A 24,748-nucleotide genomic window follows, 5' to 3' on the forward strand; every position below is an offset into this window, starting at 1 on the left:
GAACTGGCGGTTGAGATGGTTCGGTATTTCAACGTGTTCATTGCCGCCGCGTTTGTATTTGTGAGCCGCTAGCTGGCAGCTGGCGATACCCAGCTCTTTCATGAGCCTGCCTGCGAGCTAGCGCCCCATCCGGAAGCCTCTCTGGGTTGCCCATGGTGGCGATACTTCTCGCGCCAGCGGCACCATGGCTGATACTGTGCAGTTCATGAACCTGACTGCGCAATACCGTTCGCCTGCCGTCTGGCCTTGTCAGGACGACTTTTCCAGTATTTGTAACTGCTGCGATGAACCCTGAACACGTGGCAGAGTGTGGCTACAGGATAACGCGCTCTGAGTTTCCCGATTAACGAGAACTGTTCAGGGAGTCTGACATCAAGAGCGCTGTAGCCTTTTTTAATATTTCGTTTTCCATTTTAATGCGTTGTACCTTCTTCTTGAGCTCACGCATTTCGATTTGTTCCGGGGTTATGGGAGAGGCTTTTGGCGTTTTCCTCTCTCGCTCATCACGCAGTTGTTTTATCTATTTTGTCATCGTAGAAAGGCCGACGTCCATGGCTTTTGCTGCTGGCGCGGCGGTGTAATTTTGGTCGACAACCAGTTGAGCGGATTCGCGTTTGAATTCAGGACTAAAATTTTTTCTTTTCATTGGTGCACCCGTGTTGTTCTGAGGTGAGCATATCACCTCTGTTCAGGTGGCCAAATTCAGTGGGCCACTACATTTCAGCATTATGTCTGAAGTCAATCGCCAGGTAATGCGGCTCGAGCTGGATATGGTCTAAAAACGCTTTTTACGGCGAACTGCCGCCGTATACTTATGCCTCCGCCGCGCGGGGGTTTTTTTTGACTGCCGCCGCGCAGCAGTGAGGAAAATGCCGCCGCCATATTAACCCTCGCCGTCGTGGTCAGGCTGAAGAGTCGGCGGGCGCGGCAAGGGATTGCGCGGCGCCAAGGGGCAAGATGCTACGTCAGGCCGTTTGATGGGCGCCGCTAATCTCAGGCCACATGGGCGCTATTGTCGGACGCCTGTAACAGCAGCGGCGACGCTTTTTCTTCGACGCGGGTCATCAGTAGCTGATCTATCTTATAGCTGTCGATGTCCACCACTTTAAATTTGTAGCCAGCGTAGCGCACAAAGTCGGTACGTCTAGGGATTTTGCGCAGCATAAACATCATGAAGCCGCCGATGGTCTCGTAATTGCCAAATTGTGGGAACTCATTAATGTGCAGCACCCGCATGACATCATCAATCGGGGTTCTCCCCTCAATCAGCCAGGAATTCTCGTCGCGGGCGACGATCTGTTCCTCCAGTCCCTGGCCTACCAGGTCCCCCATCAGGGTGGTCATCACATCATTCAGGGTGATGATGCCGACGACCAGAGCATATTCATTCAAGATGACCGCGAAATCCTCGCCGGCAGTTTTAAAACTCTCCAGCGCTTCGGACAGGGTCAGCGTGTCAGGTACGATGAGCGCCGAGCGGATCTGCATGCCGCTATTAAGCGGCAGGCTCTGATTGCCCAGGACGCGGTTAAGCAAGTCCTTCGAGTCGACATAGCCGACGATGTGATCAATGGTGGCGTCGCACACCAGAAATTTGGAATAAGGATGAGTGGCTATTTTTTCTTTGATGCTATCCTCGGTTTCGCGCAAATCGAAATAAATGATATTTTCGCGCAAGGTCATCGAGGAAGGCACGGTGCGCGATTCCAGCTCAAAGGCGTTTTCGATAAGTTCATGCTCTTGTTTGCGCAATACGCGGCCAGTGCGCCGGCCTCGACCACCGCGTAAATATCGTCGGAAGTAATGTCGTCTTTGCGCACCATAGGCAGTTTCAACATTTTGAAAATAACGTTGGCCAGGCCGTTGAACAGCCAGACCAGCGGACGGAATACCAGCAGGCAGAAGCGCATTAAGTTGATGATCTTGACGGCATAAATTTCCTGTGAGATCAACGCGATGCATTTCTGGGTCAAATCGGCGAACAAAATAAACATGCTGGTTACCAGCGAGAACGGGCAAATAAAACTCAGTTGTTCCGCTAGCTCGGGGGACATAAAGTGCGCGAATACCGCGGCGAACCAGGGGGAAAGGCAGCGTGGCCGACGATGCCGCCCAAAATAGCCACGGCGTTGAGGCCGATTTGAATGACGGTAAAAAAGACGCCCAGCGATATCTCTGATATCAAGAAAAAGGGGCTTACTGTAATCAGTAGCAGAATAAGCAAAAAACTGTTTAGCATAAGTTAACCACTTCGGGCTGATAGGAAGAGTTGGCGCCCGTTAAGGGCGAATTTGCGTGCGCATATCGCCCTCAACGCCACGAACGCCGTGTCGCACGGACAGTAATAGCAGCGACTGTCGCCGGCCCGTCAATACGGTTTAGCACGCCGGCGGCAGGCATACGCCAATGCCTCCGAGGCCACAGTAGCCGTCGGGATGTTTATGTAAATATTGCTGATGCTCGTCCTCGGCATAATAAAAGGGCACCACAGCTTCCAGGGCAGTGGTGATGGGACGGCTATCGCCGGCAGCGGGCTGCCGCTGCGCGTCGTCCTGAGGAAAAAGCGCGGAGCGGTACTGGGTACGGACATCGCCACCCTGGAGCATGCCCCGTGTGGGATCATGGTTCTGCCAAAATAACCCGAGCAAGGTGTTATAGGTGATAACCCGCGGATCAAACAACCACCCTTATCGCTTCAGCATGACCAGTCTAGCCGCTGCACACTTCGCGATAGGTCGGGTTGGGGGTATAACCGCCGATGTAGCCTGCCGCAGTACTGTACACGCCGGGCTGTTGCCAAAACAGCCGCTCCACGCCCCAGAAACAGCCCATGGCAAAAATGGCTACCGCCATTCCCGCCGGCACATGGCTCATCGAATGGTGCAGCACCGCATGCGTGGTAGCGACGGGAATTGGAGTCATGCGTCCCGGCAGCGCCTCACTTTGCGTAATGCGCGTAGTTTTGTCGAAATTGTGCGCCACCCTTTAATCCTCTTTAAACAAATGCCGGCGAAATACTCGGTCAGGGGTTGTTTAACCGGCACCCTTTACCGACAATAAAGCGCATTATTACATGATGCTGTGAAGATAAATCGGTTTTTCAGTGAAAAAGCTCACCTTACACCAGAGAGGTGGGGGGTGTGACACCTGAGCATCAGGTGAGTAAGCGCCAGTTAACGCCCGGCGGCGAGACGGACACGGACGCGCAAGGTCCAGACCGGCGATTTTGCCAACAGACTGTTGAGTCTGCTAATAATAGCATCAACACTGATTCGTTGCAGATGGAGAGACTTTGCCAGAAAAGAAATACACAGAGGTCATCAGCGTGAAAACATGGCATGGCCGAAAGTCCTTATTCTTCTGCGCGCTATTGCTGATGCCGCAGGCCCACAGCGCCAACGTCCGCCTGCTGGTGGAGGGGCTCAGCGGCGATCTGCAGCGCAACGTACGCGCGCGCCTGTCGACCATCGGCACGGACGAAGTGACCGCCGATGGGCGGTTCCAAAGCCGGGTGGATAATGCGGTGCGCGAAGGACTACGGGCGTTCGGCTACTATTCACTTACGATTGATTTTATCTTCAAGCCGGCGGTCAACGGCGGTTGTGATGTGCTTATCGCCCGCATCACGCCGGGAAAGCCGGTGAAAATCGCCGGCGTTAATGTCATCTCGCGCGGCGACGCCCTGCAGGATAGCGATTACCGGCAGTGGCTCGCCAACGGCAAACCCGCGCCGGGCACCGTGTTGAACCACGGCGCGTACGACAGGTTCAAAAATGGCTTTTCCAGCCTGGCGCTGCGCAAGGGGTATTTCGACGCCGAATTCTGTAAAAGCCAATTGAGCGTCTCTCCGGCTCGTTACCAGGCCTACTGGGATATCGATTTTGACAGCGGTCAACGTTATCGTTTTGGCAAGGTGCGTTTTCACGGCGCGCAAATTCGCGAGGATTATCTGCAAAACCTCGCCAAAGTGCGCGAGGGGGAGCCCTACAGCGCCGAATCGCTGGCGGAGCTCAACCGCCGGTTGGCGGCCACCAACTGGTTTAATTCGGTGGTCATTTCGCCGGATTTTGCCAGTGGCAAACAGAGTAAAACCTTGCCGCTGGACGCGGTCGTGACGCCGCGCACCCGCAACAGCATCGAGACCGGCGTCGGCTACGCTACCGACGTGGGACCGCGGGTAAAGACCACCTGGAGCAAACCCTGGCTCAATTTTCGCGGGCACAGCCTGCAGACCAACCTGAGCCTGTCGGCGCCGGAGCAATCGGCCGATGTCAGCTATAAAATCCCGCTGCTCAAAGATCCCCTGGAGCAATATTATCTCCTGCAGGGCGGCTTTAAGCGCGAGGATCTCAACGATACCCAGGCGGATTCAACAACGTTGAATGTGGCGCGCTATTGGGATCTGTCCAGCGGCTGGCAGCGAGCCGTCAATCTGCGCTGGAACCTGGATCACTTTACGCAGTCCAACGTCACCGATACCACCATGCTTATTTACCCCGGCGTCAGTATCAAGCGTACCCGCCAGCGCGGCGGCCTGATGCCGACCTGGGGCGATAGCCAGCGCTATTCCGTCGATGTTTCCAATACTTTGTGGGGATCGGATATCGATTTTGTCATTTTGCAGGCGCAAAACGTCTGGATCCGAACGCTGGCGGAAAAACACCGTTTTGTGGCCCGCGGCAATCTGGGCTGGATTAAAACCAATGATTTTGAACGCGTCCCGCCGTTGCTGCGCTTTTTTGCCGGCGGCGATCGCAGTATCCGCGGCTATAAATACAAATCCCTGTCGCCGCGGGACGATGACGGCAAACTGACCGGCGCCTCTAAACTGGCGACCGGGTCGCTGGAATATCAATATAACGTTACCAACAAATGGTGGGGTGCGGTGTTTGTCGACAGCGGTGAAGCGGTGAACGACATCAGAGAAAGCAACATCAAAACCGGCGCCGGGGCCGGCGTGCGCTGGCAGTCGCCCGTCGGCCCCATCAAATTGGACATTGCCGTTCCGGTTGCGGATGAACATGAGCACGGCGTGCAATTTTACATTGGATTGGGGCAGGAATTATGAGCCTTGTTAAGAAAATTTGCCTGGGCGTTGTGCTGCTGCTCGGCGCGCTGGCCTATCTCATCGGCACCACTAACGGCCTGCACCTGTTGCTGACCGGCGCGGCCCGCTGGGTGCCGGGGTTGGAAATGGCCTCGGTCAGCGGCGGCTGGCGCGATCTGACCATCAAACAACTGCGTTACCAGATGCCTGGCGTGACGTTCGGTGCCGGCGAATTCCATTTGGCGCTGGATTTGAGCTGCTTACGCCAGCGCCAATTGTGCATCAATGATCTCGCCCTGCGCGATGTGATGGTCGGCGTGAACACCGCCGAACTGGGCCCGCCGGCGTCGGCAGCGCAGGCGGCATCGGACGGCGGCCCCTTGTCCACACCTTACCCGCTTATCCAGCGCCGTCTGGCGCTGGATAATGTCCAGGTCAAGGTGGATAACACCCGCATCGCCCTTGACGAGTTTACCACCGGCTTCCAGTTTGAGGGCAACAGCCTGACGGTGACGCCGACGCGCATCGCCGGTCTTTTAGTGGCGCTGCCGACGGCAGCGCAGTTAGTGGCGGATAAAGCGGCCGCCACCGCCGCGGAGGCGGTCAAACCTGACATGCGCCGCACCCCGGCGCAAAAACGCGCCGACGAAGAGGCGGCGCGGGCGGCGATTCGTGCCGAGCCGCCGTTGGCCGAGACGTTGCGCGCCCTGTTCGCCAAGCCGCTATTGCCGCCGCTGCCGTCGTTTACCCTGCCGTTGAATCTGACGCTGGCGAGCGTTGACGGGGAGAATTTGCACCTGACGGGCGACGCCAATCTGCTTATTACCCGTTTACGCCTGCAAGCGGCGATCCAGGATCAACACGCTGAGCTGACGCTGCTGGATATCGACTCGCCCCAGGGGTTGCTAAATGCTTCCGGCCATGCCGAGCTGAGCGGGCGCTGGCCGGTAGCGATGACGGTCAACACGACCTTGAATAGCGCGCCGCTGAAAAGCGAAAAAATCAAACTTGCGGTGGACGGCGAGTTACGCGACGAGCTGCGCGCCGCGCTCAATCTGTCCGGCCCGCTCTCCGCGCAACTGGCGCTGAAGACGCGACTGGCGCAGGCGGGCCTGCCGCTGACGTTAACGTTCGATAGCCAGTCTCTGCAATGGCCGTTAACCGGCACACCGCAATATCAGGCGCGAAGCGTGGCCTTACGGCTGGATGGCGAAGCGCGGGATTACCGGCTGGCGCTGAAAGCGGCGCTCAGCGGCGAGGGACTGCCGCCGGCGGATATGACTATAGACGCCAAGGGCAACACCGACGGCTTTACGCTGTCGCGCCTGCGGCTGGCGGCGTTGCAGGGCAATACCGACCTGAGCGCGGTTGTGGATTGGCAACGCGCCATCAGCTGGCGCAGTGAGCTGGCGTTAAGCGGTATCAATACCGTTTGCCAGTGGCCGGACTGGCCGGCGCGGGTGGAGGGGAAAATCACCAGCCGCGGCAGCCTGTTCGGTGGCAACTGGCAATTACAGGTGCCTGAATTGGATTTGCACGGTCAAATTCGCCAGAACGCGTTGACCGCCAAAGGATCGCTGCGCGGTAACGCCGCCGGTCAGTGGCAGGTGCCGCAGCTTCTGCTGGCGCTGGGGCGCAACCAATTGACGGTGAAAGGCGAGCTGAACGATGCCTTCGCGCTGGACGCCGTGCTCAACGCGCCAGCGCTGAACGGTGCGCTGCCGGGCTTGGGAGGTCGGGCGGCAGGGAATATCAAGCTGCGCGGTAATCTCCAGGCGCCGCAGTTGCTGATGGATCTCAACGCGCATGCGCTGCGCTGGGGGGAAATGAGCATTGCGCGTATCGCGTTGCAGGGGGATGTGCGCTCCAGCGACATCGTCCGGGGCGACGTGCAGTTGCGGCTGGATCGCCTGCAGCAGGGGGCGCTGTCCATCGCGCAATTGACCCTGGACGCGACCGGCGATGAAAAGCAGTATCAACTGAAGCTGGTGATGCAGGGCGAGCCGGTGGCCGGCCAACTACAGCTGAACGGAAGCTTCGACCTGCAGCGGCAACGTTGGCAAGGTACGCTGAGCCAAAGCCGCTTTGATACGCCGGTTGGGGAGTGGCGGCTGACGCGCGCCATGACGCTGGATTACCGAGCCGCGACGCAAAATCTGGTCATGGGGCCGCACTGCTGGCAAAACCCCAATGCGCAGATCTGTGCGCCGCAGAATATTGACCTCGGCGCGTCCGGGCAGGCGAGTGTGCTGCTTAATTGCTTTGACCTGGCGATGCTGAAACCGATGCTGCCGGCAGAGACGCAGGCCAACGGCATCTTTACCGGCCGGGCCGATATGCGCTGGACCGCGGGCGGCGGTTTGCCGCAGGGTAAAGTGGCGCTGGTGGGCAGCGGCGTGAAAGTCAGCCAGACCGTGCAGGGCAAGACGCTACTGGTAGACTTTGAGACGCTGACGCTCAATGCTGCGCTGGATAAGGGCCTGGCGCGTCTGGACTGGTTAATAAAAATTGCCGGTAACGGCCAGTTCAACGGTCAGGTGCAGGTCGCAAATCCCCAGAGCCGGCGCGGGCTGTCCGGCAACATCAATATCAATAATCTTTCGCTGGCGCTGTTGAAACCGCTGCTGTCGCGGGGCGAAAGCGTCGATGGACTGGTTAACGCCGCGCTGGGTCTCAGCGGGAATGTGCAGCGGCCACAGCTCTACGGTCAGCTGGGGCTGGAGCGCCTGGTCATCAAAGGCACTTTCATGCCTTTTGCCATGACCGACAGCCGGCTGGCGCTTTCCTTCGGCGGTACCCGCTCCGCGCTGCAGGGCCTCATCGGTACCACCCATGGTCAGGTCAACCTGACCGGCGACGCCGATTGGAGCAGGATGGAAGCCTGGCGTGCGCGCATTAACGCGCAGGGCAACCGGGTGCGTATCACCGTACCGCCGATGGTGCGGCTGGATATGTCGCCGGATATCGTGTTTGAAGCCACGCCGTCGCTGTTCGCCCTCAACGGTAAGGTCGATATCCCCTGGACGCGTATCGAGGTAAAAGATATGCCGCAAAGCGCGGTCGGCGTCTCCAGCGATGAAGTGCTGCTGGACGACAACCTGCAGCCGGTGCCCGACAGCGCCGGCGGCGCCGCGATCCCGATTAGTTCAAACCTGCTGGTTCACGTCGGCCCGGATGTGAGCCTTGATGCTTTTGGCCTGAAAGCCAGGCTGACAGGCGATCTGAAAGTGGCGCAGGATAAACAAGGACTGGGACTTAACGGACAAATCGATATTCCCTCCGGTCGTTTCCACGCCTACGGGCAGGATTTGATCGTTAACAAAGGACAACTGCTGTTCTCCGGCCCGGTCGATCAGCCTTACCTGAACATCGAAGCCATCCGCAATCCTGATTCCACCGAAGATGATGTTACGGCAGGGGTCCGGATAACCGGATTGGCCGATCAGCCGAAAGTGGAAGTCTTTTCCGACCCGCTCAAATCCCAGCAGGAGGCACTGTCTTATTTGCTGCGTGGACAGGGTCTGGACGCCTCCGGCGCCGACAGCAATATGATGACATCGATGTTAATTGGCATGGGGGTTGCGCAAAGCGGGCAAGTTGTGGGTAAAATCGGACAAGCATTCGGGGTAAGCGATCTGGCGCTGCATACTCAGGGGGTTGGCGACAGCTCCCAGGTGGTGGTCAGCGGATATATCGCGCCCGGTTTGCAGGTTAAATACGGTGTGGGTATTTTTGATTCTTTGGCGACGTTAACGCTGCGTTATCGTTTAATGCCTAAACTTTATTTGGAAGCCGTGTCTGGTCTTAACCAGACGCTAGACTTGCTCTATCGGTTTGAGTTTTAACCATGCGAATTGTTGTTTACGGTAGTCTGCGACGCAAACAGGGAAACAGTCATTGGATGACAAACGCCAAATGGCTGGGAAATTACACTATCCCAGGCTACGAACTTTACGATCTCGGCCATTACCCGGCGGTAGTGTCGGGCAATGGCGCGGTCTATGGCGAAGTGTACCGTATAGATTCCACCACCCTGGCGGAGTTGGATGCGCTGCGCACCAAAAGCGGCGAATACAAGCGGGGGTCCTTATCGGCACGCCCTACGGCAGCGCCTGGATGTATCTGTACCAGCGTCCGGTGGACGGTCTGAGGCTGTTGCCGGGAGGAGATTGGGTCCGCCGGCATGAGAATCACTCCGACGAAGCAGGTTAAGGCGTGAAAAAAATCGCTCGGTGAGCGGTTTTTTTTGGCATCGCGATGACTTTTGGTGCCGAGATTACTTTTTGGCGCGTTCAAAGGAGGCGATAATTTCGGCTTTGGCCGCTGCGGCGTTGTCCCATCCGTCCACCTTGACCCATTTGCCGGCTTCCAGATCTTTATAATGCTCGAAGAAGTGCGTGATTCGCGCGCGCAGCAGCGGCGGCAGATCGTCGACGTCTTTGATGTAGTCATACTCTTTCGACGATTTGGTGTGCGGTACCGCCACCAGCTTGGCGTCTTCGCCGGACTCATCGCTCATTTTCAGCACGCCCACCGGACGGCAGCGTACTACGGAGCCTGGCTGCAACGGATAGGGTGTGGGCACCAGCACGTCTACCGGATCGCCATCCAGGGAAAGCGTGTGGTTGATATAGCCATAGTTGCAGGGATAAAACATCGCGGTGGACATGAAGCGATCGACAAACAGGGCGCCGTTTTCCTTGTCAACTTCGTATTTAATGGGGGAAGCATTAGCCGGAATTTCGATGATCACATAAATATCTTCCGGCAAATCTTTGCCTGCTGGTACCTGATTCAAGCTCATGTCGTTTTCCTCAAACTTTTCAATAGTGGCTAGGCGGCTAGGCTAACCGATTTCCCCCCGCGGTGCGCCCGGCGCCTGCGGGGGAACTCACGCTGTTGCGCCGGTTACACCGGCGTCAACCCGGTCTGTGGCGCGGGCGCATAGGGTAACGGCACGGCAGTCTGCGCTGCCGCGCCGACAAACTTCCCCCGGCTTAAACGTTATCCGGATAATCGCGGATAAGGCGCTCTACATCGTTAACCATTGACTCCGTGCCGGTGAAGAACACGGAACGCTGGTGCAGCTCGTGCGGCTGGATGTCCAGTATACGGTTTTTGCCGTTTCGGGCATTGCCACCGGCCTGCTCAGCCAGAAAGGCTATCGGATTGCATTCATAGGCCAGGCGCAGCTTGCCGTTGGGATGGGTTGCAGTGCTGGGGTAAAGATAAATCCCGCCTTTGAGTAGATTGCGATGGAAATCGAACACCAGCGAACCGATATAGCGCGAGGTGTAAGGACGGTGGGTCGCTTCGTCCATCTCCTGGCAGTATTTGATGTATTTCTTCACCCCGTTGGGGAACTTGATATAGTTGCCCTCGTCGATGGAGTACATCTGCCCGGTGGCGGGGAAACGCACGTTTTCATGGGACAGGCAAAACACGCCCAGCGACGAATCGTAGGTAAAGGTGTGTACGCCGCAGCCGGTGGTGTACACCAGCATCGTGGAGGAACCGTAGACCACATGGCCTACGGCCACCTGTTTATTGCCGGGCTGAAAGAAATCTTCCTTGGTCACCGGTGTACCCAGCGGGGTAATGCGCCGGTAAATGGAGAAAATGGTGCTGACCGAGACGTTGACATCGATATTGGACGAACCGTCCAGCGGATCCATCAACACCACATATTTGCCGTTTCCCATCCCTTCAAAGACGACGATTTCATCTTCTGCTTCGGAAGCAATGCCCGCCACTTGTCCACGGGCTTTCAGCTTTTCATTGGCGAACAGATCCAGCTTCATCTGGACTTCGCCCTGCACGTTTTCAGCCCCGCTGGTGCCGAGGATATCCACCAGTCCCGCTTTGTTGATATCACGGTGAATGATTTTAGCCCAGAGCTTTATCACTGAAAGTAACGCGGTAAGCTCGCCGGTGGCATGCGGAAAATCATGCTGCTTCTCAACAATAAACTCGCCTAAAGTTTTCATGACACATTCCCTGAATCTCTAAAAAGGACCCTGAAGCTATGGATGAAAAGCGGTATAATTTTTTTACCACTACGCCTTTGTCCATCCAGTTTAGCCTAAACAGATTACCAGTACATCATCAAATACCGTTTCTATCAATCGGCCGGGGCGCTAGAATAGGCGGCAATACGCGGCTAAAAATAGAAAAATTATGCGCATTCATATTCTTGGTATCTGCGGCACCTTCATGGGCGGTCTGGCGGTGCTGGCGCGTTCTCTGGGACATGACGTCACCGGTTCGGATGATAATGTCTATCCGCCGATGAGTACGCTGCTGCAAGAGCAGGGAATCGGCCTGATTCAGGGTTACGACCCGGCGCAGCTCGATCCGGCCCCGGATTGGGTCATCATCGGTAACGCTATGACGCGGGGTAATCCCTGCGTGGAAGCGGTATTAGAACGCGGTATTCCTTATGTATCCGGTCCGCAGTGGCTGCACGATCACGTGCAGGCGCAGCGTTGGGTTATCGCCGTCGCCGGCACCCACGGCAAAACCACCACCGCCGGCATGGTTGCCTGGATGCTGGAGGAGTGCGGTTACCAACCTGGTTTCGTGATTGGCGGCGTACCGGATAATTTCGCCGTTTCCGCCCGGCTTGGCGACGGGCCGCTTTTCGTCGTGGAGGCGGATGAATATGATTGCGCCTTTTTCGACAAGCGGTCCAAATTCGTCCATTACTGTCCGCGCCCCCTCATTCTGAATAATCTGGAATTTGACCACGCCGATATTTTCGATGATCTCAAAGCGATTCAAAAGCAGTTCCATCACCTGATTCGCCTGGTGCCCGGCAAGGGAAAAATTATTCTGCCGGATAACGATGTCGATCTTAAACACACTTTGGCGATGGGATGCTGGAGCGAGACGGAATACACCGGTGAAGAAGGCGTGTGGCGGGCGAAGAAACCCGCGCCGGACACCAGCGGTTTTGAGGTGTTTTTGCACGATGTGCCCGTCGGCACGGTCAACTGGCAGTTGGTAGGCGAGCATAATATGCACAACGCGCTGATGGCTGTCGTCGCCGTTCGCCATGTCGGCCTGCAGCCGGCGGACGCCTGCCGGGCGCTGGACGGCTTTATCAACGCCCGCCGGCGCCTGGAGCTGAAAGGGACCGTCAACGGCGTGACGGTGTATGATGATTTTGCTCATCATCCTACTGCTATCCTGGCGACACTCGCGGTGCTGCGCAGCAAAGTGGGCAGCACGGCGCGCATCATCGCCGTGCTGGAGCTTCGTTCCAATACGATGAAGATGAATTTATCCAAAAATGAGCTGGCGCCGTCACTCGGCCGCGCGGATTAGGTGTTTTTCTATCAGCCGCAGCATATTTATTCCCTGGCAGGTGAGCGAAGTGGCGGAAGCCTGTGTGCAGCCGCCGCACTGCAGCGCCGATGTCGATACGCTGGTGGAAATGATAGTGAAGACCGCGCAGCCGGGGGATTACATCCTGGTGATGAGCAATGGCGGCTTCGGCGGCATTTATGCCAAGCTTTTGCCCCAGCTGGGGCAAAAAGCGGCGCGGCAGGGCTGATGGGGGGGGGTGAGGCGTCGCGGTAGCGTTTCGGCGCGAGGTTAAGCCATACCGTTTTCAGGCCAAAAAAAAACCCCGCGAGCGGGGGGAAATCGTCTGTTAGACGATGAGGGAATCATCAAATCGCGATGGGTTAATTCCGGACTCAGGATTAACTGAGGGTCGCCGCGAGTTTGATGTGGGTTACAGAGAGTGTTTCACAACGTGACACATTGCATAGTGCTGCCAAAAAATAGGGGCAGCCTGAGGGTTACCTGCCGACCGTGACCCGTGACAACGTGCCTGATTCGGCTGATCTGACTTATTTATAAAGCTGAGCGGTGGCGTGCCAACTACCGTGTTCATAAGCTTCAGTCACATGGTAGGCGCGGGCGCCTTTGGCGTCGGCCGCCTGATTCAATGCCTGGTGAATGTCGCTCGGTGCGCCGTCGATACCACTGACGCTGCCCATGGGCTGTAAATCCTGGGCCTGCTGTAGCGAGATAGAGTCCGCGGCGAAAGCACCGAAGGACAAAGCGGAAAGGTCCGCCATCAAGGGTAATGCCGTTTTAGTGTTCATCATGTTTTTCCTCATCAGCCGCATCCCAGATTCTGTACTGTGATGCACATCACGAAGCTAAGTATACACTAGTAACAATTAGCACTAATAGTTTGATAATAATTTTTATTAAATCTATAAGCGTACTAAGGTTGTTATTAGAAGCAAAAGTTATTAAATTTGCACAAAAAAATAGCCGAACTTTGTTAAAGTCATGTAAAATCATGTGGACAAGAGGATGTGGCTGAAAGTGCGGTCCGTATCAGCATTTCTCACTGCCTTCACAAATGAAGTCCTTTATTTCTCACAGATAACGCCGGATGTCACGCTATTTACCAAGGTGCAAAAGCTTACCGCCGGTAAAAAAATGTTAACAAGATGCGTCATGGGCGCTTTACCGCTATAACGTTAGTTCGGAGAGGGAGGGCTGCCCGGGGCGCGACAAGCCTAGGCACCGATAATTCACTGTCAAAGCGTGCGCTCCCTTGGCAACGACGCCGGGGAACGCCGCGCTGCTGGCATCAAGGGCCGCTTGACGGCGCATAGGGCCCAGACGGACGACGGCGATGTCCCCCGTCGAAGCGGCTGACATGTCGCGCCCTAAGCGTGGTAGGCTCTGATGGCAAAGGCGGGATCACAGTTCCTGGTTAAAGTGGACCAGGATGAAGTGATACAACCGCTTGACCGAAAAGCCGGGGGCGGGTGTGGTAAAGATGGTATCATCGCCGGCGATGGTGCCGAGGATCCCCTCCGATTTCCCCAACGAATCCAGCATCCGGGCGATGAGCTGCGCCGCGCCGGGACTGGTATGGATGACGACCAGTGCGTCATTATGATTTACATCCAACACCAGATTTTTCAGCGGGCTGCTGGCAGTGGGAACGCCGAGCTCCGCCTGAAGGCAGTACACCATTTCCATCTTGGCGTTGCGGGTACGCACCGCACCAAACTTAGTCAGCATGCGCGAGACCTTAGATTGGTTGATGTTCTCGAAGCCAGCCTCCTGCAGCGCAAGCACAATCTCGCCCTGAGAGTTGAATTTTCCCTCTTTTAGCAGCGCCTTGAACGCCTTGACCAGTTCTTCCTGTTTCGATTGATTTCGCATGTTTTACCGCAGAGTGAGCCGATTATTTAATGGATTGCTATGCATAAACTTGAATTTTTATGCAATTGGATCGCGCTGCTGGTGACAGCGGCGCTGTCCATGGTCGGTGAAAAGCCTATCACTTGCAACCCGCCCGCCAGTCTATCCCAAAGCGTCGCAGCAAACCTGAAGTTGGTTAATTATCTTTATTAGGCGATGCATTTATACTTTTTAGTAGAGTATGAGATGCCATTCTTTGTAAGGCTATTAGGGTTATAAGGAGATTACAATGAAAGTCGCACTGCTCGGCGCGGCAGGCGGCGTGCGCGCCGCAGGCGCTTATCGGCATCGTCACCAATCCGGTGAATACCCTGGTCCCCATCGCCGCCGCCCGCTTTACGCTGTCGCTAGTGCGGGCGCTGCAAGGCATGCGCCCGGCGCTAAACCAGGATATCGCACTCGGCGAACGGTTTTTACAACCTTAGCCCGCCGTCGGCAGCGCGGGGAGAGGGTGATGGGTATTCCCCTCAGAGCAATGCGATCTTTCCATTGGCATGGCTCTGTATCCTCTGCGCGGCAGACTGTGTCTTTTTCTATGCCGGCAGTGCCGGCAGAGCTCTGCGCGGTTTGCCGCGCCCTTACAGGGTAACTTTAGCGCAGCGCGCGTCGGCGTGGCAGGGCAGGTTTGCCGTCGATAAGTCTGGCGGCGCTCTGCGCACGCATCGCAGGCAACGTTTGCCGCTGATCATCTCAGCGGCGTTGCGCGCGGGCAGCGGTATTGTGCCTGCGCCGGACGTTCCTGTGTCGCCAAGGTGTATAAGGGTGCACGTTTCCCTAATGCTAAATACTATTTCGCATCCAATTTCCGTGGCAAAAAAGTTAGCCGTGCCGACGTTTTCTTTTCCTTTCTCCAGTTATTCGTCTCCACATAAAAGTTTTTTCTAAAGATATAGTTTATTGAATTACGATAATAACATATATATTATTATAATAATTCAATTAATAATGAATAATTTTTATTAATTTTGTGTTTTTTATTCTAATATCTGGCATTGATCTCATTTTTTAATGCCATTTTTGATCCAATGCGCTTTTTTTGTGTTGTAATTAGCGTTGCGACAAGTCTTGTATGTTATACATTAAATGTTGTCGTAATAGCGGAACGGGAATCAGGTGCCGTAAATTCCACAGTACCTGCCCAAACCGTGCGATGGCGATAGCGCCAGGCTGTCACCATGACAAGGAGGGGGATAAAAGATGGAAATAAAAAAAGAATGGATTGCAACGCACGAATTGATTGGGGTAGGTGGACTACCCAAAACACGACAGGGACTGAATCGGCGGGCTAGAGAGGAGGGCTGGCAGAAAAGACGGCGCGAGGGCGCGCGCGGTAAAGCAGTAGAGTACGCCTGGCACAGTTTGCCGGACATGGTGAAAAAGACGCTTTCTTTAAGAACCAACCCAGCGGAGTACCAACTCTCTCCACAGGAGACGTCGGCTACCTGGAACGAAATTCATCGGCAACTTTCCGATGCGGAGCGCGATTTTATCGTCTCCTTTATCGTACGAGAAGGGGTACTTAACCTGCTAAAGCGTCTTGACTATCCCGACGAACCACTTAACGACGTCAAGCCGGAATGACATAGTGCGCCGGGGAAGAGATGGCCCTCCCCGGCGCCGGCGCGCCGGTCAGCGCCGGCGTATCAGGCTTTTCCTATCCAGTACTTGTTTGGTTTCCGGATCGATATAGCGACTGGGCCATATGATCGAGGGATAAATCTCCAGCACATCAGCGATAAGCCACACCCCCTTCGGGCAGGGCCGGGTGAGGGCGTTCGCCAGCGTGAAAGAACTCAACCCTGCTGCCCGCGATACTGCGGCCAGTGAGATCCTGCGTTTACGGAATGCTGCGATGATATCCGCAGGGTGCCAATCTGTATTCCTTTCGCTCATATTTTATTTCTTGTGCTGTAAGACAAACGCTGGTTAATGGTATAACTAACCAATTCAGATAAAACGTTGTCTATGGTCATAGCCTTTAATTGGAAAACATATAACACAAAAATTTTTAAAAGTGTTCAATTTTTTCTAAATAAATTCTATTTTGTTATGCGGGTCGAATAAGGGATGAAAATCTTATGAAACAAGCCTGGTTCAGCACGCAGGAACTGCTGTCTGTAGCCGGGCTGCCCGATACACGTCAGGGGGGCTGTGTGATCTTGCCAGGCGTGAGAAATGAAACCGACGCCGCAGACAAGGAGCGCAGGGGCGGGGAATGAATGGAGTACGCTTTTGATAGTTTGCCTGCGGCAGTGCAACAGGCGTTGCTACGACGGGAAATGCGCGATGGCGCTGAGGCCGAATGGACGCTTGACGCGCCCGCCGCGGTGGTACCTGCGTCACTTGCGACCTGGATTGCCATTTACCGGCAACTAACCGTTGAAGAGCGGAAACGGGTCATCGCTTTTGTCATCCGTGAAGGTATCGACGCGTTTATCCTGCGTCTGGGACTGCAGGGAGAGTAACGGCCGGTACGCCGGAGGCGCCGACCAATTCGTGATGCCGTGGGTCAATGTTCACTGATGATTATTTTCCAAACATCTCCCTTTGACGAGAGCTGGGGGTTTACGAGTCGCGCTGCACCGCTACGTGGGCCAGACTTTCCAGCGCATCGCGATAAGGCGAGGGCGACAGGCAGTCCAGACAGGCGATAGCTTTGTCCGCCTCTTCTTCCGCGCAGCGGCGGGTGTAGCCCAAAGAATCGCACTGGTGCATCGTTTCCAGCACCGTTTCCAGCAGGTGACGTCCGTTGCCCTGTTCAATGGCCTGACGGATCAGCGCCGCCTGTTCCGGCGTGCCGTTACGCATGGCGTGCAACAAAGGAAGCGTCGGCTTACCTTCGTTAAGGTCATCGCCGGTGTTTTTCCCCAGCATTTTACCGTACGCCCCGTAATCCAGCAGATCGTCAATCAGTTGAAAAGCGGTGCCCAGATAGCGGCCGTAGTCGCGCAGCGCCGCTTCCTGGCGGGCATTGGCGCCGGCTAAAATGGCGGAAGATTGTGATGCCGCCTCGAATAGCCGCGCGGTTTTGCTGTAGATGACCCGCATGTAGCTGTCGATGGTAATATCCGGATCGTTGCAGTTCATCAACTGCAAGACTTCTCCCTCAGCGATGATGTTAACCGCCTCGGACATCAGCTTTAATACGCGCAAGGATTCCAGTGCGGTCATCATCTGGAAGGCACGGGTGTAGATGAAGTCGCCGACCAGCACGCTGGCGGCGTTGCCGAACGCCGCGTTGGCCGTTGCTTTGCCGTGGCGCATGTCGGATTCGTCCACCACATCGTCATGCAGCAGCGTGGCGGTATGAATGAATTCAATCAGTGCGGCGACGGTGACGTGCTGCTTACCCTGATAATGCAGCGCCCGCGCCGCCAGCACCGCAATCATGGGCCGGATGCGTTTGCCGCCGCCGCTGATAATGTAGTGGCCAAGCTGATTTATCAGAGCGACCTCGGAGTTTAGCTGCTCGCGAATTGCCGTGTTGACCTCCGCCATATCCTGCGCGGTCAGTTCAGTAATTTGTTCAAGATTCATTATTTTCTATCGGTTTAAGGGTATACCGGCAGTGTAATGCCGCACACGGGACCGGATGGCGGAAAGAGTGTTACTGATTGTACTTGAAAAACGTAAGAGATAAATGGCGACGAAGAAACTGCATCTTTTTCGCTTTGTGTACGTATTCTGCACTTGTCTTTAGTGAGATTCTTGCGTAGAATTCGCGCCCTATTATGAATATTTATAGCACGTTATAGCACGCTCCAGACGATTACAGATTGAGCGTGCGGAAAGCGGAGTTTTTTATGTACGCGGTTTTCCAAAGTGGTGGTAAACAACATCGGGTGAGCGAAGGTAAGACCGTTCGCCTCGAAAAACTGGACATCGCAACGGGTGAAACTGTTAAATTTGACCAGGTTATGATGATCGCCAATGGCGACGACATCCAGATCGGCGGCCCCTTCGTGAACGGCGGCAAGATCACGGCGGAAGTCCTGGCGCACGGTCGCGGCGATAAAATGATGATTGTTAAATTTCGTCGCCGTAAGCACTTCCGTAAGCATCAGGGCCACCGTCAGTGGTTCACTGACGTTAAAATCACCGGTATTGGCGCCTAACAGGAGAGCAGACTCATGGCACATAAAAAGGCTGGCGGCTCCACACGCAACGGTCGCGACTCAGAAAGTAAACGCCTTGGCGTTAAACGCTTCGGCGGCGAATTGGTAAATGCCGGCAGTATCATCGTTCGTCAGCGTGGAACCCGTTTCCACCCGGGGACCAGCGTAGGCTGCGGCAGAGATTATACGCTGTTCGCTTTGACGACGGGTAAAATCCAGTTTGAAGTGAAGGGCCCGAAGAACCGTAAATTTGTTAGCATCGTTGCTGAATAAATTCCCCGTTCTCTGATTGCCGAGTAAAGCCCCGCAACCAGGTGCGGGGCTTTTTACTTTATCCGCTGTTTTACGCTTATCGTTTATCATAAAAAATACACAGCAGGCCGGACAGCAGGCCGGACAGCAAGCGGGCATCGGCATTGCGCTCGCCTTGACCACCGCTATGTGCTGGGGCGCGCTCCCCATTTCCATGAAGCAGGTCCTGACCACCATGGAACCTTATACCGTGGTTTAGTATTGTTTTTTACTAGCTAGCGTCGGTCTGCTGCTGTTTTTGGCGCAGCGCAGGTAAATTATCCGCGCTGCGGCTGTTTTTTCGCTGGCGCTGGCTGATATTGCTTGCGGTGGCGACTGCGGGGCTGTTGGGCAATCTCGTTTTTTCAGCACCTCGCTGCAATATTTGAATCCCACCGCCTCGCAGGTCATCGGCCAGCTGTCGCCGGTGGGCATGATGGTGGCGAGCGTAGTCATTTTGAAAGAGGGCATGCGTATTACGCAGCTGATTGGGGCTATTATGCTGATTGACGGATTGCTGATGTTTTTCAACAGCAGCCTGCGCGAGATTTTCACCCGTTTGACCGCCAATACCCTGGGCGTGATTTTTGGCTGTTGCGCGGCAATGGTGTGGGTGAGTTATGGCGTGGCGCAAAAAGTGTTGCTGCGGCGTTTGGCGTCGCAACAGATTCTACTGCTGCTGTATATTTTGTGTACAATAGCGCTGACGGTAGTGGCAAAGCCGCTGACGCTTCTGCAATTAACCAGCGGCCAACTGGCCTGTCTGTTGTTCTGCGGCCTGAATACTCTGGTGAGATACGGGGCCGCTGGCAGGCGGCGCTGGTGAGCGCCATCATTACCCTGGCGCCGCTGTTTACCCTGATTTTTTCTAATTTGCTGGCGCAATTCTGGCCTGCGTCCTTCGCGCCGCCGCCGCTGAACTTTGTCGGCTATAGCGGTGCGGTCGTAGTGGTGGCGGGCGCGATGTGCTCCGTTGTCGGCCGCCGCTGGTGGCCCGGGCTGAACAGGCGGGCTGCGGACACGGTTATTAAGCCGTCCGGCAAATGAGTTTTGGAGAATTAACATGAAGTTTGTTGATGAAGCCACCATTCTGGTGACGGCGGGTGACGGCGGCAACGGCTGCGTCAGTTTCCGCCGGGAAAAATACATCCCCCGCGGCGGCCCCGATGGCGGGGATGGCGGCGACGGCGGCGATGTATGGCTGTTGGCGGATGAGAACCTGAATACCCTCATCGACTACCGTTTTGAGAAAAACTTTCGCGCCGAACGCGGCCAAAACGGCCAGAGTCGCGATTGTACCGGCAAACGCGGCAAAGACATCATCATCAAAGTGCCAGTGGGCACTCGGGTGCTGGATTCGGGCACCAATGAAGTCATGGGCGACATGACCCGCCACGCACAGCGGCTGATGGTGGCCAAAGGCGGGTTTCACGGGCTAGGCAATACGCGCTTTAAGTCATCGGTCAATCGGGCGCCGCGGCAGAAAACCGACGGCACCAAAGGCGAGATCCGTGAGATCCAGCTGGAGCTGATGCTTTTGGCGGATGTGGGTATGCTCGGCCTCCCCAACGCCGGTAAGTCTACGTTTATCCGCGCGGTGTCGGCGGCCAAGCCCAAGGTGGCGGATTATCCGTTCACCACGCTGGTGCCGAGCCTGGGCGTGGTGCGTATGGATAACGAACAGAGCTTAGTGGTGGCAGACATTCCGGGGCTTATCGAGGGCGCGGCCGATGAGGCCGGTTTAGGGATCCGTTTTCTCAAGCATTTGGAGCGCTGCCGGGTGTTGCTGCATCTTATCGACCTGGCCCCGGTGGATGAATCCGATCCGGTGGAGAATGCCCGCATCATCGTTACCGAACTGGAACGCTACAGTGAAAACCTGGCCGCTAAACCGCGCTGGCTGGTGTTTAATAAAGCGGATTTGCTTGATGCGGAGAAAGCGACTTCGCGCGCCAACACCATCGCGAAGGCGCTGGGCTGGGAAGAGAAATACTATTTGATTTCCGCCGCCAACCGCGACGGCGTGAAGGCACTGTGCTGGAATGTGATGGCGTTTATCAATGCCCATCCCAAAGAGCAGGCGTCACCGGAAGGCGCGCCGAAAAAAGTTGAATTCATGTGGGATGATTATCATCCCGACCAACTCCAGCAGGCGGAAGCTGAAGAAACGGTGGATAATGATGATTGGGACGAAGATGACGAAGACGGCGTGGAAACCATCTATCAGCGCTGAGCAACATTAACTTTTTTCCTCCTCCGCGGTGAGGAGATTGCCCGTGCGGCGGTTGCCGGTCAGTAAGCGCTGACTGGCAATGGTCGCCTTTCCCGGCGCAGGCTGTGAATGGACTGTGCGCTGTTGCCGTGCGGATGTCTCCCCGCTCCGTAAGATATTTCTTTGGCGCCGCCCCCTATGGCGGGCCACAATCCTCTTGCTTGGTGCCCGTTTGAAACGGTAAATTGACGCTATCGCTGAAGAATCCGCTGTAAATAACCGGTCCTGCACAGACCGTCTTTTCTTCATGTCGCTGCGGCGGCTCTCATACTACCCAGATCACTTAAGACGCGAGAAAGGGCCTTTGCAGCGCTCCGCTTCCTTGCTGCATGGTACATTTGTTCGTCTTAAATGATCCGGCCGTCAGGGGATGGGCGGCACCTGTCCTCAATGATGCCTGTGCTTTCCTTCAGGGGGCTTCTGAAGGCAGGGTCGGCAGTCTCTGAAACGGGGGATTATCCCGCCATTTTGCGCCATAGCACCGTTGCCTGCACGGCATCGCGAGGGATTACTTCGACCCAATGGAACTGAACAGGAGTCATTATGCCGAATACACTGGATGTCAGGTAGAAAGGGAGAAGCGGCGCTCCCCGTCAGTCTACCCCGCCACATTCTTCTGGGGGACGACCGATTTCGCCCCGGTCGCCCGTCATCACCGCCCGGGCATCGGTGCGATCTGCGCCGCCGGTAGGACTTCGCGTACGCGCCCCGGGGTCAGCCGTGGCGAGAAACTTTCCGCTAACGTTAAATGCCCTACTGAACAACACCTCCCGGCCTCTGAGGCGCTTCGGTAGCAGCGCGACGGTTACCCCTCTTTCGCCCTTGACGCAGGCGGCAACGAGCACCGAGTTGGTCAGCGCGGGCCCCGATTCCCTGGTGCAGACCCAGGAAGACAATACCCCGCACAGTACCGTCAGCGATGTCGTCATCGCTGACGCCAATCGACGACGGAAGCAGGGCGGTGGTGCCATTATCCGCGCCGACGGGCAAAACCCGCTCTCGCCGAGGTGTAACAAAACACCCTCAGGCCGCTGCGCACGGCGGGTCGAACGCTACGCTACGCCGCAACGTACGCGGTACGCACCTGCCGACGCAACGGCCAGCGTTATACCCGCGCCTGCCAGCGCCCTGATACGAGTGGCCGCTCCTGCGACTTCCGGTGCGTACGCTGTCGGGCATGGTGCGCGCGTGGTTGGACATAACGTCGACCGGCGAGGCGCAGAGACAGCGTTGCGCGAGACTCTTCATCCCGACGGCAGGCTGCACGTCAGGGAGAGAATAATGACAGGCATTCCCTGGCACGGCACCTTCGCAGCCTGCCTTTGGAGCGAGTGTAGTGGCACACTGAATTTGGCCACCTGAACAGAGGTGATATGCTCACCTCAGAACAACACGGGTGCACCAATGAAAAGAAGAAATTTTAGTCCTGAATTCAAACGCGAATCCGCTCAAATGGTTGTCGACCAAAATTACACCGCCGCGCCAGCAGCAAAAGCCATGGACGTAGGCCTTTCTACGATAACGAAATGGGTAAAACAACTGCGTGATGAGCGACAGGAGAAGACGCCAAAAGTCTCTCCCATAACCCCGGAACAAATCGAAATACGTGAGCTCAAGAAGAAGGTACAACGCATTGAAATGGAAAACGAAATATTAAAAAAGCCTACAGCGCTCTTGATGTCAGACTCCCTAAACAGTTCTCGTTAATCGGGAAACTCAGAGCGCGTTATCCTGTAGCCACACTCTGCCACGTGTTCAGGGTTCACCGCAGCAGTTACAAATACTGGAAAAGTCGTCCTGACAGGCCAGACGGCAGGCGAACGGTAATTGCGCAGTCAGGTTCATGAACTGCACAGTATCAGCCATGGTGCAGCTGGCGCGAGAAGTATCGCTACCATGGGCAACCCAGAGAGGCTTCCGGATGGGGCGCTGGCTGGCCGGTAAGCTGATGAAAGAGCTGGGTATCGCCAGCTGCCAGCTACCGGCTCACAAATACAAACGCGGCGGCAATGAACACGTTGAAATACCGAACCATCTTGAGCGCCAGTTCGCTGTAACGGAGCCAAACCAGGTATGGTGGGGCGATGTGACGTATATCTGGACTGGGAAACGCTGGGCATACCTTGCGGTTGTTCTTGATCTGTTCGCGAGGAAACCGGTGGGCTGGGCTATGTCGTTCTCCCCGGACAGCAGACTGAGCATCAAAGCACTGGAAATGGCATGGGAAACGCGTGGTAAACCAGCCGGAGTGATGTTCCACAGCGATCAGGGTAGCCACTATACGAGCAGCCAGTTCCGACAGTTGCTGTGGCGTTACCGGATCAAACAAAGCATGAGTCGGCGGTGTAACTGTTGGGATAACAGTCCGATGGAGCGCTTCTTCAGAAGTCTGAAAACGACTGGATACCGGTAACGGGCTACATAAGCTTCAGCGAAGCAGCTCATGAAATTACCGACTATATCGTGGGATATTACAGCGCACTCAGGCCGCATGAATATAACGGTGGGTTGCCACCAAACGAATCAAAAAATAGATACTGGAAAGACGCTAACGCGGTGGCCAGTTTTAGTTGACCACTACACTTCTTAGCCTAAGTGATGATCTGAACATAAAAATCTTACAGCTTCCTCCTGAAGAAAAAGAGCGTCTAATGCGGGTCTATGACCAAATCAAAAGGGGGGCTAGTGAGATTGGTGAAGTAGCATTAGAAGATAGCCTAGCAAGCGAACGCAAAAAGGCCGTTTAAAAAACTATAAATTTCTTGTTTATTTTTAGCAACGCAATTGTTAATGAGAGAATTTTTAAACGGCTTTCAAACTTATCCAAATTACAATCAATCCAGTCCAGAATATAGTGCAAAAAATCATTTTCCGCTCATTTTTTTGCGACGAGCCCAAAATCAGTAAAATCACTGTAAGCCGCGCTAGTAAAGGGCTTCCGGCTAATCCATCGTTCCCCTTAAGAGTCTAGAAATGCTTGCCACCCAACACTGTTTTTTTATGCCGCGCCCGGATAGCCTTCATCCGGCCTCATGCGCAAACGAGTTTTGCAACCGCCATCGGGCACGCTGGGCTTCCCGCGCCGGTATGGTATGCTGTTATTTTCACTCAACCACTGAAAGGAAATGCAACGACCCTCCAGCGTATTGATGCCGGCGCCTGTATGTCCGATGCGGTGATTCACCATCAGACCCTTTATTACACCAGCGTGACAGCGGATGCCGCGCTCAATGAAGACATTACCGGCCAGACCCGCAACGCGCTTGCCGCTATGGATGCCATGCTGGCACGCTGCAATACCGATAAACGCCGCCTGGTGGATGCCACCATCTTCCTGCCTGACGCGGCGGATTTCGCCGCGATGAATGAGGTATGGGATAACTGGGTCGGGGCCGGTAGCGTGCCGGTGCGCTGTACGGTTCAGGGGGGCCTGATGAATCCGCACTATAAAATCGAAATCGAAATCGTCGCCGCGTTGTCATAACGGCAAACCACCCTGCGCTTAATCATCATCGGGGTTGCTATCATAAGGATCCGTTTCGGCACGCGCCACCGGCGTCTCAGGCACCTCGGTATCCTCCTCCTCCCAGCGCAGGGTGACCATTTCACCGCTGTGGCCGGCGCGCAACTCGCGCGCTACCCGCGCTATCGCCGCGCCGCTGCTCATTCCTTCGACCATAAACGCCTGGATTCGCTCTACGGCCAGTTGCTGCTGTTCATGGGTTAACACGGGCATGTCGTTTAGCATTGTTCTCTCTGGGTTACGGCGATTACGTTGATTATCTC

Annotated in this window: 17 protein-coding genes and 8 pseudogenes; 14 read left to right on the forward strand and 11 right to left on the reverse strand. The window is 55.6% G+C overall.

Annotated elements, in window-relative coordinates:
- The 3 pseudogenes from ACTBDU_RS05200 to msrA form a co-directional block, all read right to left on the reverse strand.
- Nucleotides 1-646: pseudogene (locus ACTBDU_RS05200) on the reverse strand (transposase); the annotation flags it as partial.
- A 347-nt stretch (nucleotides 647-993) separates the two neighbouring features.
- Nucleotides 994-2,239, reverse strand: a pseudogene (locus tag ACTBDU_RS05205) (hemolysin family protein).
- Nucleotides 2,240-2,378: 139 nt separating this feature from the next.
- Nucleotides 2,379-2,922: pseudogene (gene msrA, locus ACTBDU_RS05210) on the reverse strand (peptide-methionine (S)-S-oxide reductase MsrA).
- Nucleotides 2,923-3,376: 454 nt separating this feature from the next.
- Between msrA and tamA the strand changes: the two are divergent.
- From tamA to ACTBDU_RS05225, 3 genes and pseudogenes are all read left to right on the forward strand, one after another.
- Nucleotides 3,377-5,068: an autotransporter assembly complex protein TamA gene (gene tamA / locus ACTBDU_RS05215; RefSeq protein WP_438805791.1), complete on the forward strand. Its 1,692-nt coding sequence runs from the start codon at nucleotides 3,377-3,379 to the stop codon at nucleotides 5,066-5,068.
- Nucleotides 5,065-8,892: an autotransporter assembly complex protein TamB gene (tamB, locus tag ACTBDU_RS05220; RefSeq protein ID WP_438805763.1), complete on the forward strand. Its 3,828-nt coding sequence runs from the start codon at nucleotides 5,065-5,067 to the stop codon at nucleotides 8,890-8,892. Before tamA ends, tamB begins: the two co-directional genes overlap by 4 nt.
- Nucleotides 8,893-8,894: 2 nt before the next feature.
- A pseudogene (locus tag ACTBDU_RS05225) lies at nucleotides 8,895-9,259 on the forward strand (gamma-glutamylcyclotransferase family protein).
- A 64-nt stretch (nucleotides 9,260-9,323) separates the two neighbouring features.
- Here the strand turns inward: ACTBDU_RS05225 and ppa are convergent.
- Complete coding sequence (gene ppa, locus ACTBDU_RS05230) at nucleotides 9,324-9,851, reverse strand: inorganic diphosphatase (protein ID WP_438805764.1); 528 nt, start codon at nucleotides 9,849-9,851, stop codon at nucleotides 9,324-9,326.
- 193 nt (nucleotides 9,852-10,044) lie between these two features.
- Complete coding sequence (fbp, locus tag ACTBDU_RS05235; RefSeq protein ID WP_438805765.1) at nucleotides 10,045-11,034, reverse strand: class 1 fructose-bisphosphatase; 990 nt, start codon at nucleotides 11,032-11,034, stop codon at nucleotides 10,045-10,047.
- Between the two features lie 190 nt (nucleotides 11,035-11,224).
- Here fbp and mpl point away from each other — a divergent pair.
- Nucleotides 11,225-12,602, forward strand: a pseudogene (gene mpl / locus ACTBDU_RS05240) (UDP-N-acetylmuramate:L-alanyl-gamma-D-glutamyl-meso-diaminopimelate ligase).
- 301 nt (nucleotides 12,603-12,903) lie between these two features.
- Here the strand turns inward: mpl and ACTBDU_RS05245 are convergent.
- Entirely contained in the window at nucleotides 12,904-13,161 is a 258-nt protein-coding gene (locus tag ACTBDU_RS05245; protein ID WP_438805792.1) for a YdgH/BhsA/McbA-like domain containing protein, read from the reverse strand.
- Nucleotides 13,162-13,774: 613 nt separating this feature from the next.
- Entirely contained in the window at nucleotides 13,775-14,245 is a 471-nt protein-coding gene (gene argR, locus ACTBDU_RS05250) for a transcriptional regulator ArgR (protein WP_438805766.1), read from the reverse strand.
- 341 nt (nucleotides 14,246-14,586) lie between these two features.
- On the opposite strand from argR, the gene ACTBDU_RS05255 reads away from it, so the two are divergent.
- A complete protein-coding gene (locus ACTBDU_RS05255) occupies nucleotides 14,587-14,709 on the forward strand; it encodes a hypothetical protein (protein ID WP_438805767.1) in 123 nt (40 codons plus the stop codon).
- Between the two features lie 778 nt (nucleotides 14,710-15,487).
- The gene (locus ACTBDU_RS05260; protein ID WP_438805793.1) at nucleotides 15,488-15,865 is read left to right on the forward strand and encodes a DNA-binding protein; all 378 of its coding nucleotides are present in this window, start codon (nucleotides 15,488-15,490) and stop codon (nucleotides 15,863-15,865) included.
- A 48-nt stretch (nucleotides 15,866-15,913) separates the two neighbouring features.
- Here the strand turns inward: ACTBDU_RS05260 and ACTBDU_RS05265 are convergent, their stop codons facing one another.
- Nucleotides 15,914-16,177: a helix-turn-helix domain-containing protein gene (locus ACTBDU_RS05265; protein WP_438805768.1), complete on the reverse strand. Its 264-nt coding sequence runs from the start codon at nucleotides 16,175-16,177 to the stop codon at nucleotides 15,914-15,916.
- Between the two features lie 326 nt (nucleotides 16,178-16,503).
- On the opposite strand from ACTBDU_RS05265, the gene ACTBDU_RS05270 reads away from it, so the two are divergent.
- The gene (locus tag ACTBDU_RS05270) at nucleotides 16,504-16,749 is read left to right on the forward strand and encodes a YfeC-like transcriptional regulator (protein WP_438805769.1); all 246 of its coding nucleotides are present in this window, start codon (nucleotides 16,504-16,506) and stop codon (nucleotides 16,747-16,749) included.
- A 100-nt stretch (nucleotides 16,750-16,849) separates the two neighbouring features.
- Here the strand turns inward: ACTBDU_RS05270 and ispB are convergent, their stop codons facing one another.
- Nucleotides 16,850-17,821, reverse strand: coding sequence for an octaprenyl diphosphate synthase (gene ispB, locus ACTBDU_RS05275; protein WP_438805770.1), 972 nt, complete (start codon nucleotides 17,819-17,821; stop codon nucleotides 16,850-16,852).
- Between the two features lie 266 nt (nucleotides 17,822-18,087).
- Here ispB and rplU point away from each other — a divergent pair, with 266 nt between their 5' ends.
- The 4 genes and pseudogenes from rplU (at nucleotide 18,088) to cgtA (ending at nucleotide 20,923) form a co-directional block, all read left to right on the forward strand.
- Nucleotides 18,088-18,399 carry a 50S ribosomal protein L21 gene (rplU, locus tag ACTBDU_RS05280; RefSeq protein WP_438805771.1) on the forward strand — a complete coding sequence of 104 codons (312 nt, stop codon included), beginning with the start codon at nucleotides 18,088-18,090 and terminating at the stop codon, nucleotides 18,397-18,399.
- 15 nt (nucleotides 18,400-18,414) lie between these two features.
- Nucleotides 18,415-18,672: a 50S ribosomal protein L27 gene (rpmA, locus tag ACTBDU_RS05285; RefSeq protein WP_438805772.1), complete on the forward strand. Its 258-nt coding sequence runs from the start codon at nucleotides 18,415-18,417 to the stop codon at nucleotides 18,670-18,672.
- Nucleotides 18,673-18,838: 166 nt separating this feature from the next.
- A pseudogene (locus ACTBDU_RS05290) lies at nucleotides 18,839-19,737 on the forward strand (DMT family transporter).
- Between the two features lie 16 nt (nucleotides 19,738-19,753).
- The gene (gene cgtA / locus ACTBDU_RS05295) at nucleotides 19,754-20,923 is read left to right on the forward strand and encodes an Obg family GTPase CgtA (protein ID WP_438805773.1); all 1,170 of its coding nucleotides are present in this window, start codon (nucleotides 19,754-19,756) and stop codon (nucleotides 20,921-20,923) included.
- Nucleotides 20,924-21,555: 632 nt separating this feature from the next.
- On the opposite strand, the gene ACTBDU_RS05300 is transcribed toward cgtA, so the two are convergent.
- Nucleotides 21,556-21,933, reverse strand: coding sequence for a hypothetical protein (locus ACTBDU_RS05300; protein ID WP_438805774.1), 378 nt, complete (start codon nucleotides 21,931-21,933; stop codon nucleotides 21,556-21,558).
- Nucleotides 21,934-22,366: 433 nt separating this feature from the next.
- On the opposite strand from ACTBDU_RS05300, the pseudogene ACTBDU_RS05305 reads away from it, so the two are divergent.
- The 3 genes and pseudogenes from ACTBDU_RS05305 to ACTBDU_RS05315 all read left to right on the forward strand — a co-directional run bounded on the left by ACTBDU_RS05305 (nucleotide 22,367) and on the right by ACTBDU_RS05315 (nucleotide 24,446).
- A pseudogene (locus ACTBDU_RS05305) lies at nucleotides 22,367-23,536 on the forward strand (IS3 family transposase).
- Nucleotides 23,533-23,709, forward strand: a complete 177-nt coding sequence (locus ACTBDU_RS05310) for a hypothetical protein (RefSeq protein WP_438805775.1) — start codon at nucleotides 23,533-23,535, stop codon at nucleotides 23,707-23,709. The pseudogene ACTBDU_RS05305 and the gene ACTBDU_RS05310 overlap by 4 nt, the downstream one beginning before the upstream one ends.
- A 368-nt stretch (nucleotides 23,710-24,077) precedes the next feature.
- A complete protein-coding gene (locus ACTBDU_RS05315) occupies nucleotides 24,078-24,446 on the forward strand; it encodes a RidA family protein (RefSeq protein WP_438805794.1) in 369 nt (122 codons plus the stop codon).
- 90 nt (nucleotides 24,447-24,536) lie between these two features.
- Here ACTBDU_RS05315 and ACTBDU_RS05320 read toward each other — a convergent pair.
- Nucleotides 24,537-24,710: pseudogene (locus ACTBDU_RS05320) on the reverse strand (YoaH family protein); the annotation flags it as partial.
- Between the last annotated feature and the right edge of the window lie 38 nt (nucleotides 24,711-24,748).

Source organism: Sodalis sp. (in: enterobacteria) (genome assembly GCF_051710625.1).
In the GTDB taxonomy this organism is placed as follows: domain Bacteria; phylum Pseudomonadota; class Gammaproteobacteria; order Enterobacterales; family Enterobacteriaceae; genus JBPESN01.

Excerpts from the sequence above, each read along its gene's own strand:
- tamA (WP_438805791.1), top strand. The coding sequence starts at position 3,377 with ATGCCGCAGGCCCACAGCGCCAACGTCCGCCTGCTGGTGGAGGGGCTC.
- tamB (WP_438805763.1), top strand. The coding sequence starts at position 5,065 with ATGAGCCTTGTTAAGAAAATTTGCCTGGGCGTTGTGCTGCTGCTCGGC.
- ppa (WP_438805764.1), bottom strand. The coding sequence starts at position 9,851 with ATGAGCTTGAATCAGGTACCAGCAGGCAAAGATTTGCCGGAAGATATT.
- fbp (WP_438805765.1), bottom strand. The coding sequence starts at position 11,034 with ATGAAAACTTTAGGCGAGTTTATTGTTGAGAAGCAGCATGATTTTCCG.
- ACTBDU_RS05245 (WP_438805792.1), bottom strand. The coding sequence starts at position 13,161 with ATGAACACTAAAACGGCATTACCCTTGATGGCGGACCTTTCCGCTTTG.
- argR (WP_438805766.1), bottom strand. The coding sequence starts at position 14,245 with ATGCGAAATCAATCGAAACAGGAAGAACTGGTCAAGGCGTTCAAGGCG.
- ACTBDU_RS05265 (WP_438805768.1), bottom strand. The coding sequence starts at position 16,177 with ATGAGCGAAAGGAATACAGATTGGCACCCTGCGGATATCATCGCAGCA.
- ACTBDU_RS05270 (WP_438805769.1), top strand. The coding sequence starts at position 16,504 with ATGGAGTACGCTTTTGATAGTTTGCCTGCGGCAGTGCAACAGGCGTTG.
- ispB (WP_438805770.1), bottom strand. The coding sequence starts at position 17,821 with ATGAATCTTGAACAAATTACTGAACTGACCGCGCAGGATATGGCGGAG.
- rplU (WP_438805771.1), top strand. The coding sequence starts at position 18,088 with ATGTACGCGGTTTTCCAAAGTGGTGGTAAACAACATCGGGTGAGCGAA.
- rpmA (WP_438805772.1), top strand. The coding sequence starts at position 18,415 with ATGGCACATAAAAAGGCTGGCGGCTCCACACGCAACGGTCGCGACTCA.
- cgtA (WP_438805773.1), top strand. The coding sequence starts at position 19,754 with ATGAAGTTTGTTGATGAAGCCACCATTCTGGTGACGGCGGGTGACGGC.
- ACTBDU_RS05300 (WP_438805774.1), bottom strand. The coding sequence starts at position 21,933 with ATGGCACCACCGCCCTGCTTCCGTCGTCGATTGGCGTCAGCGATGACG.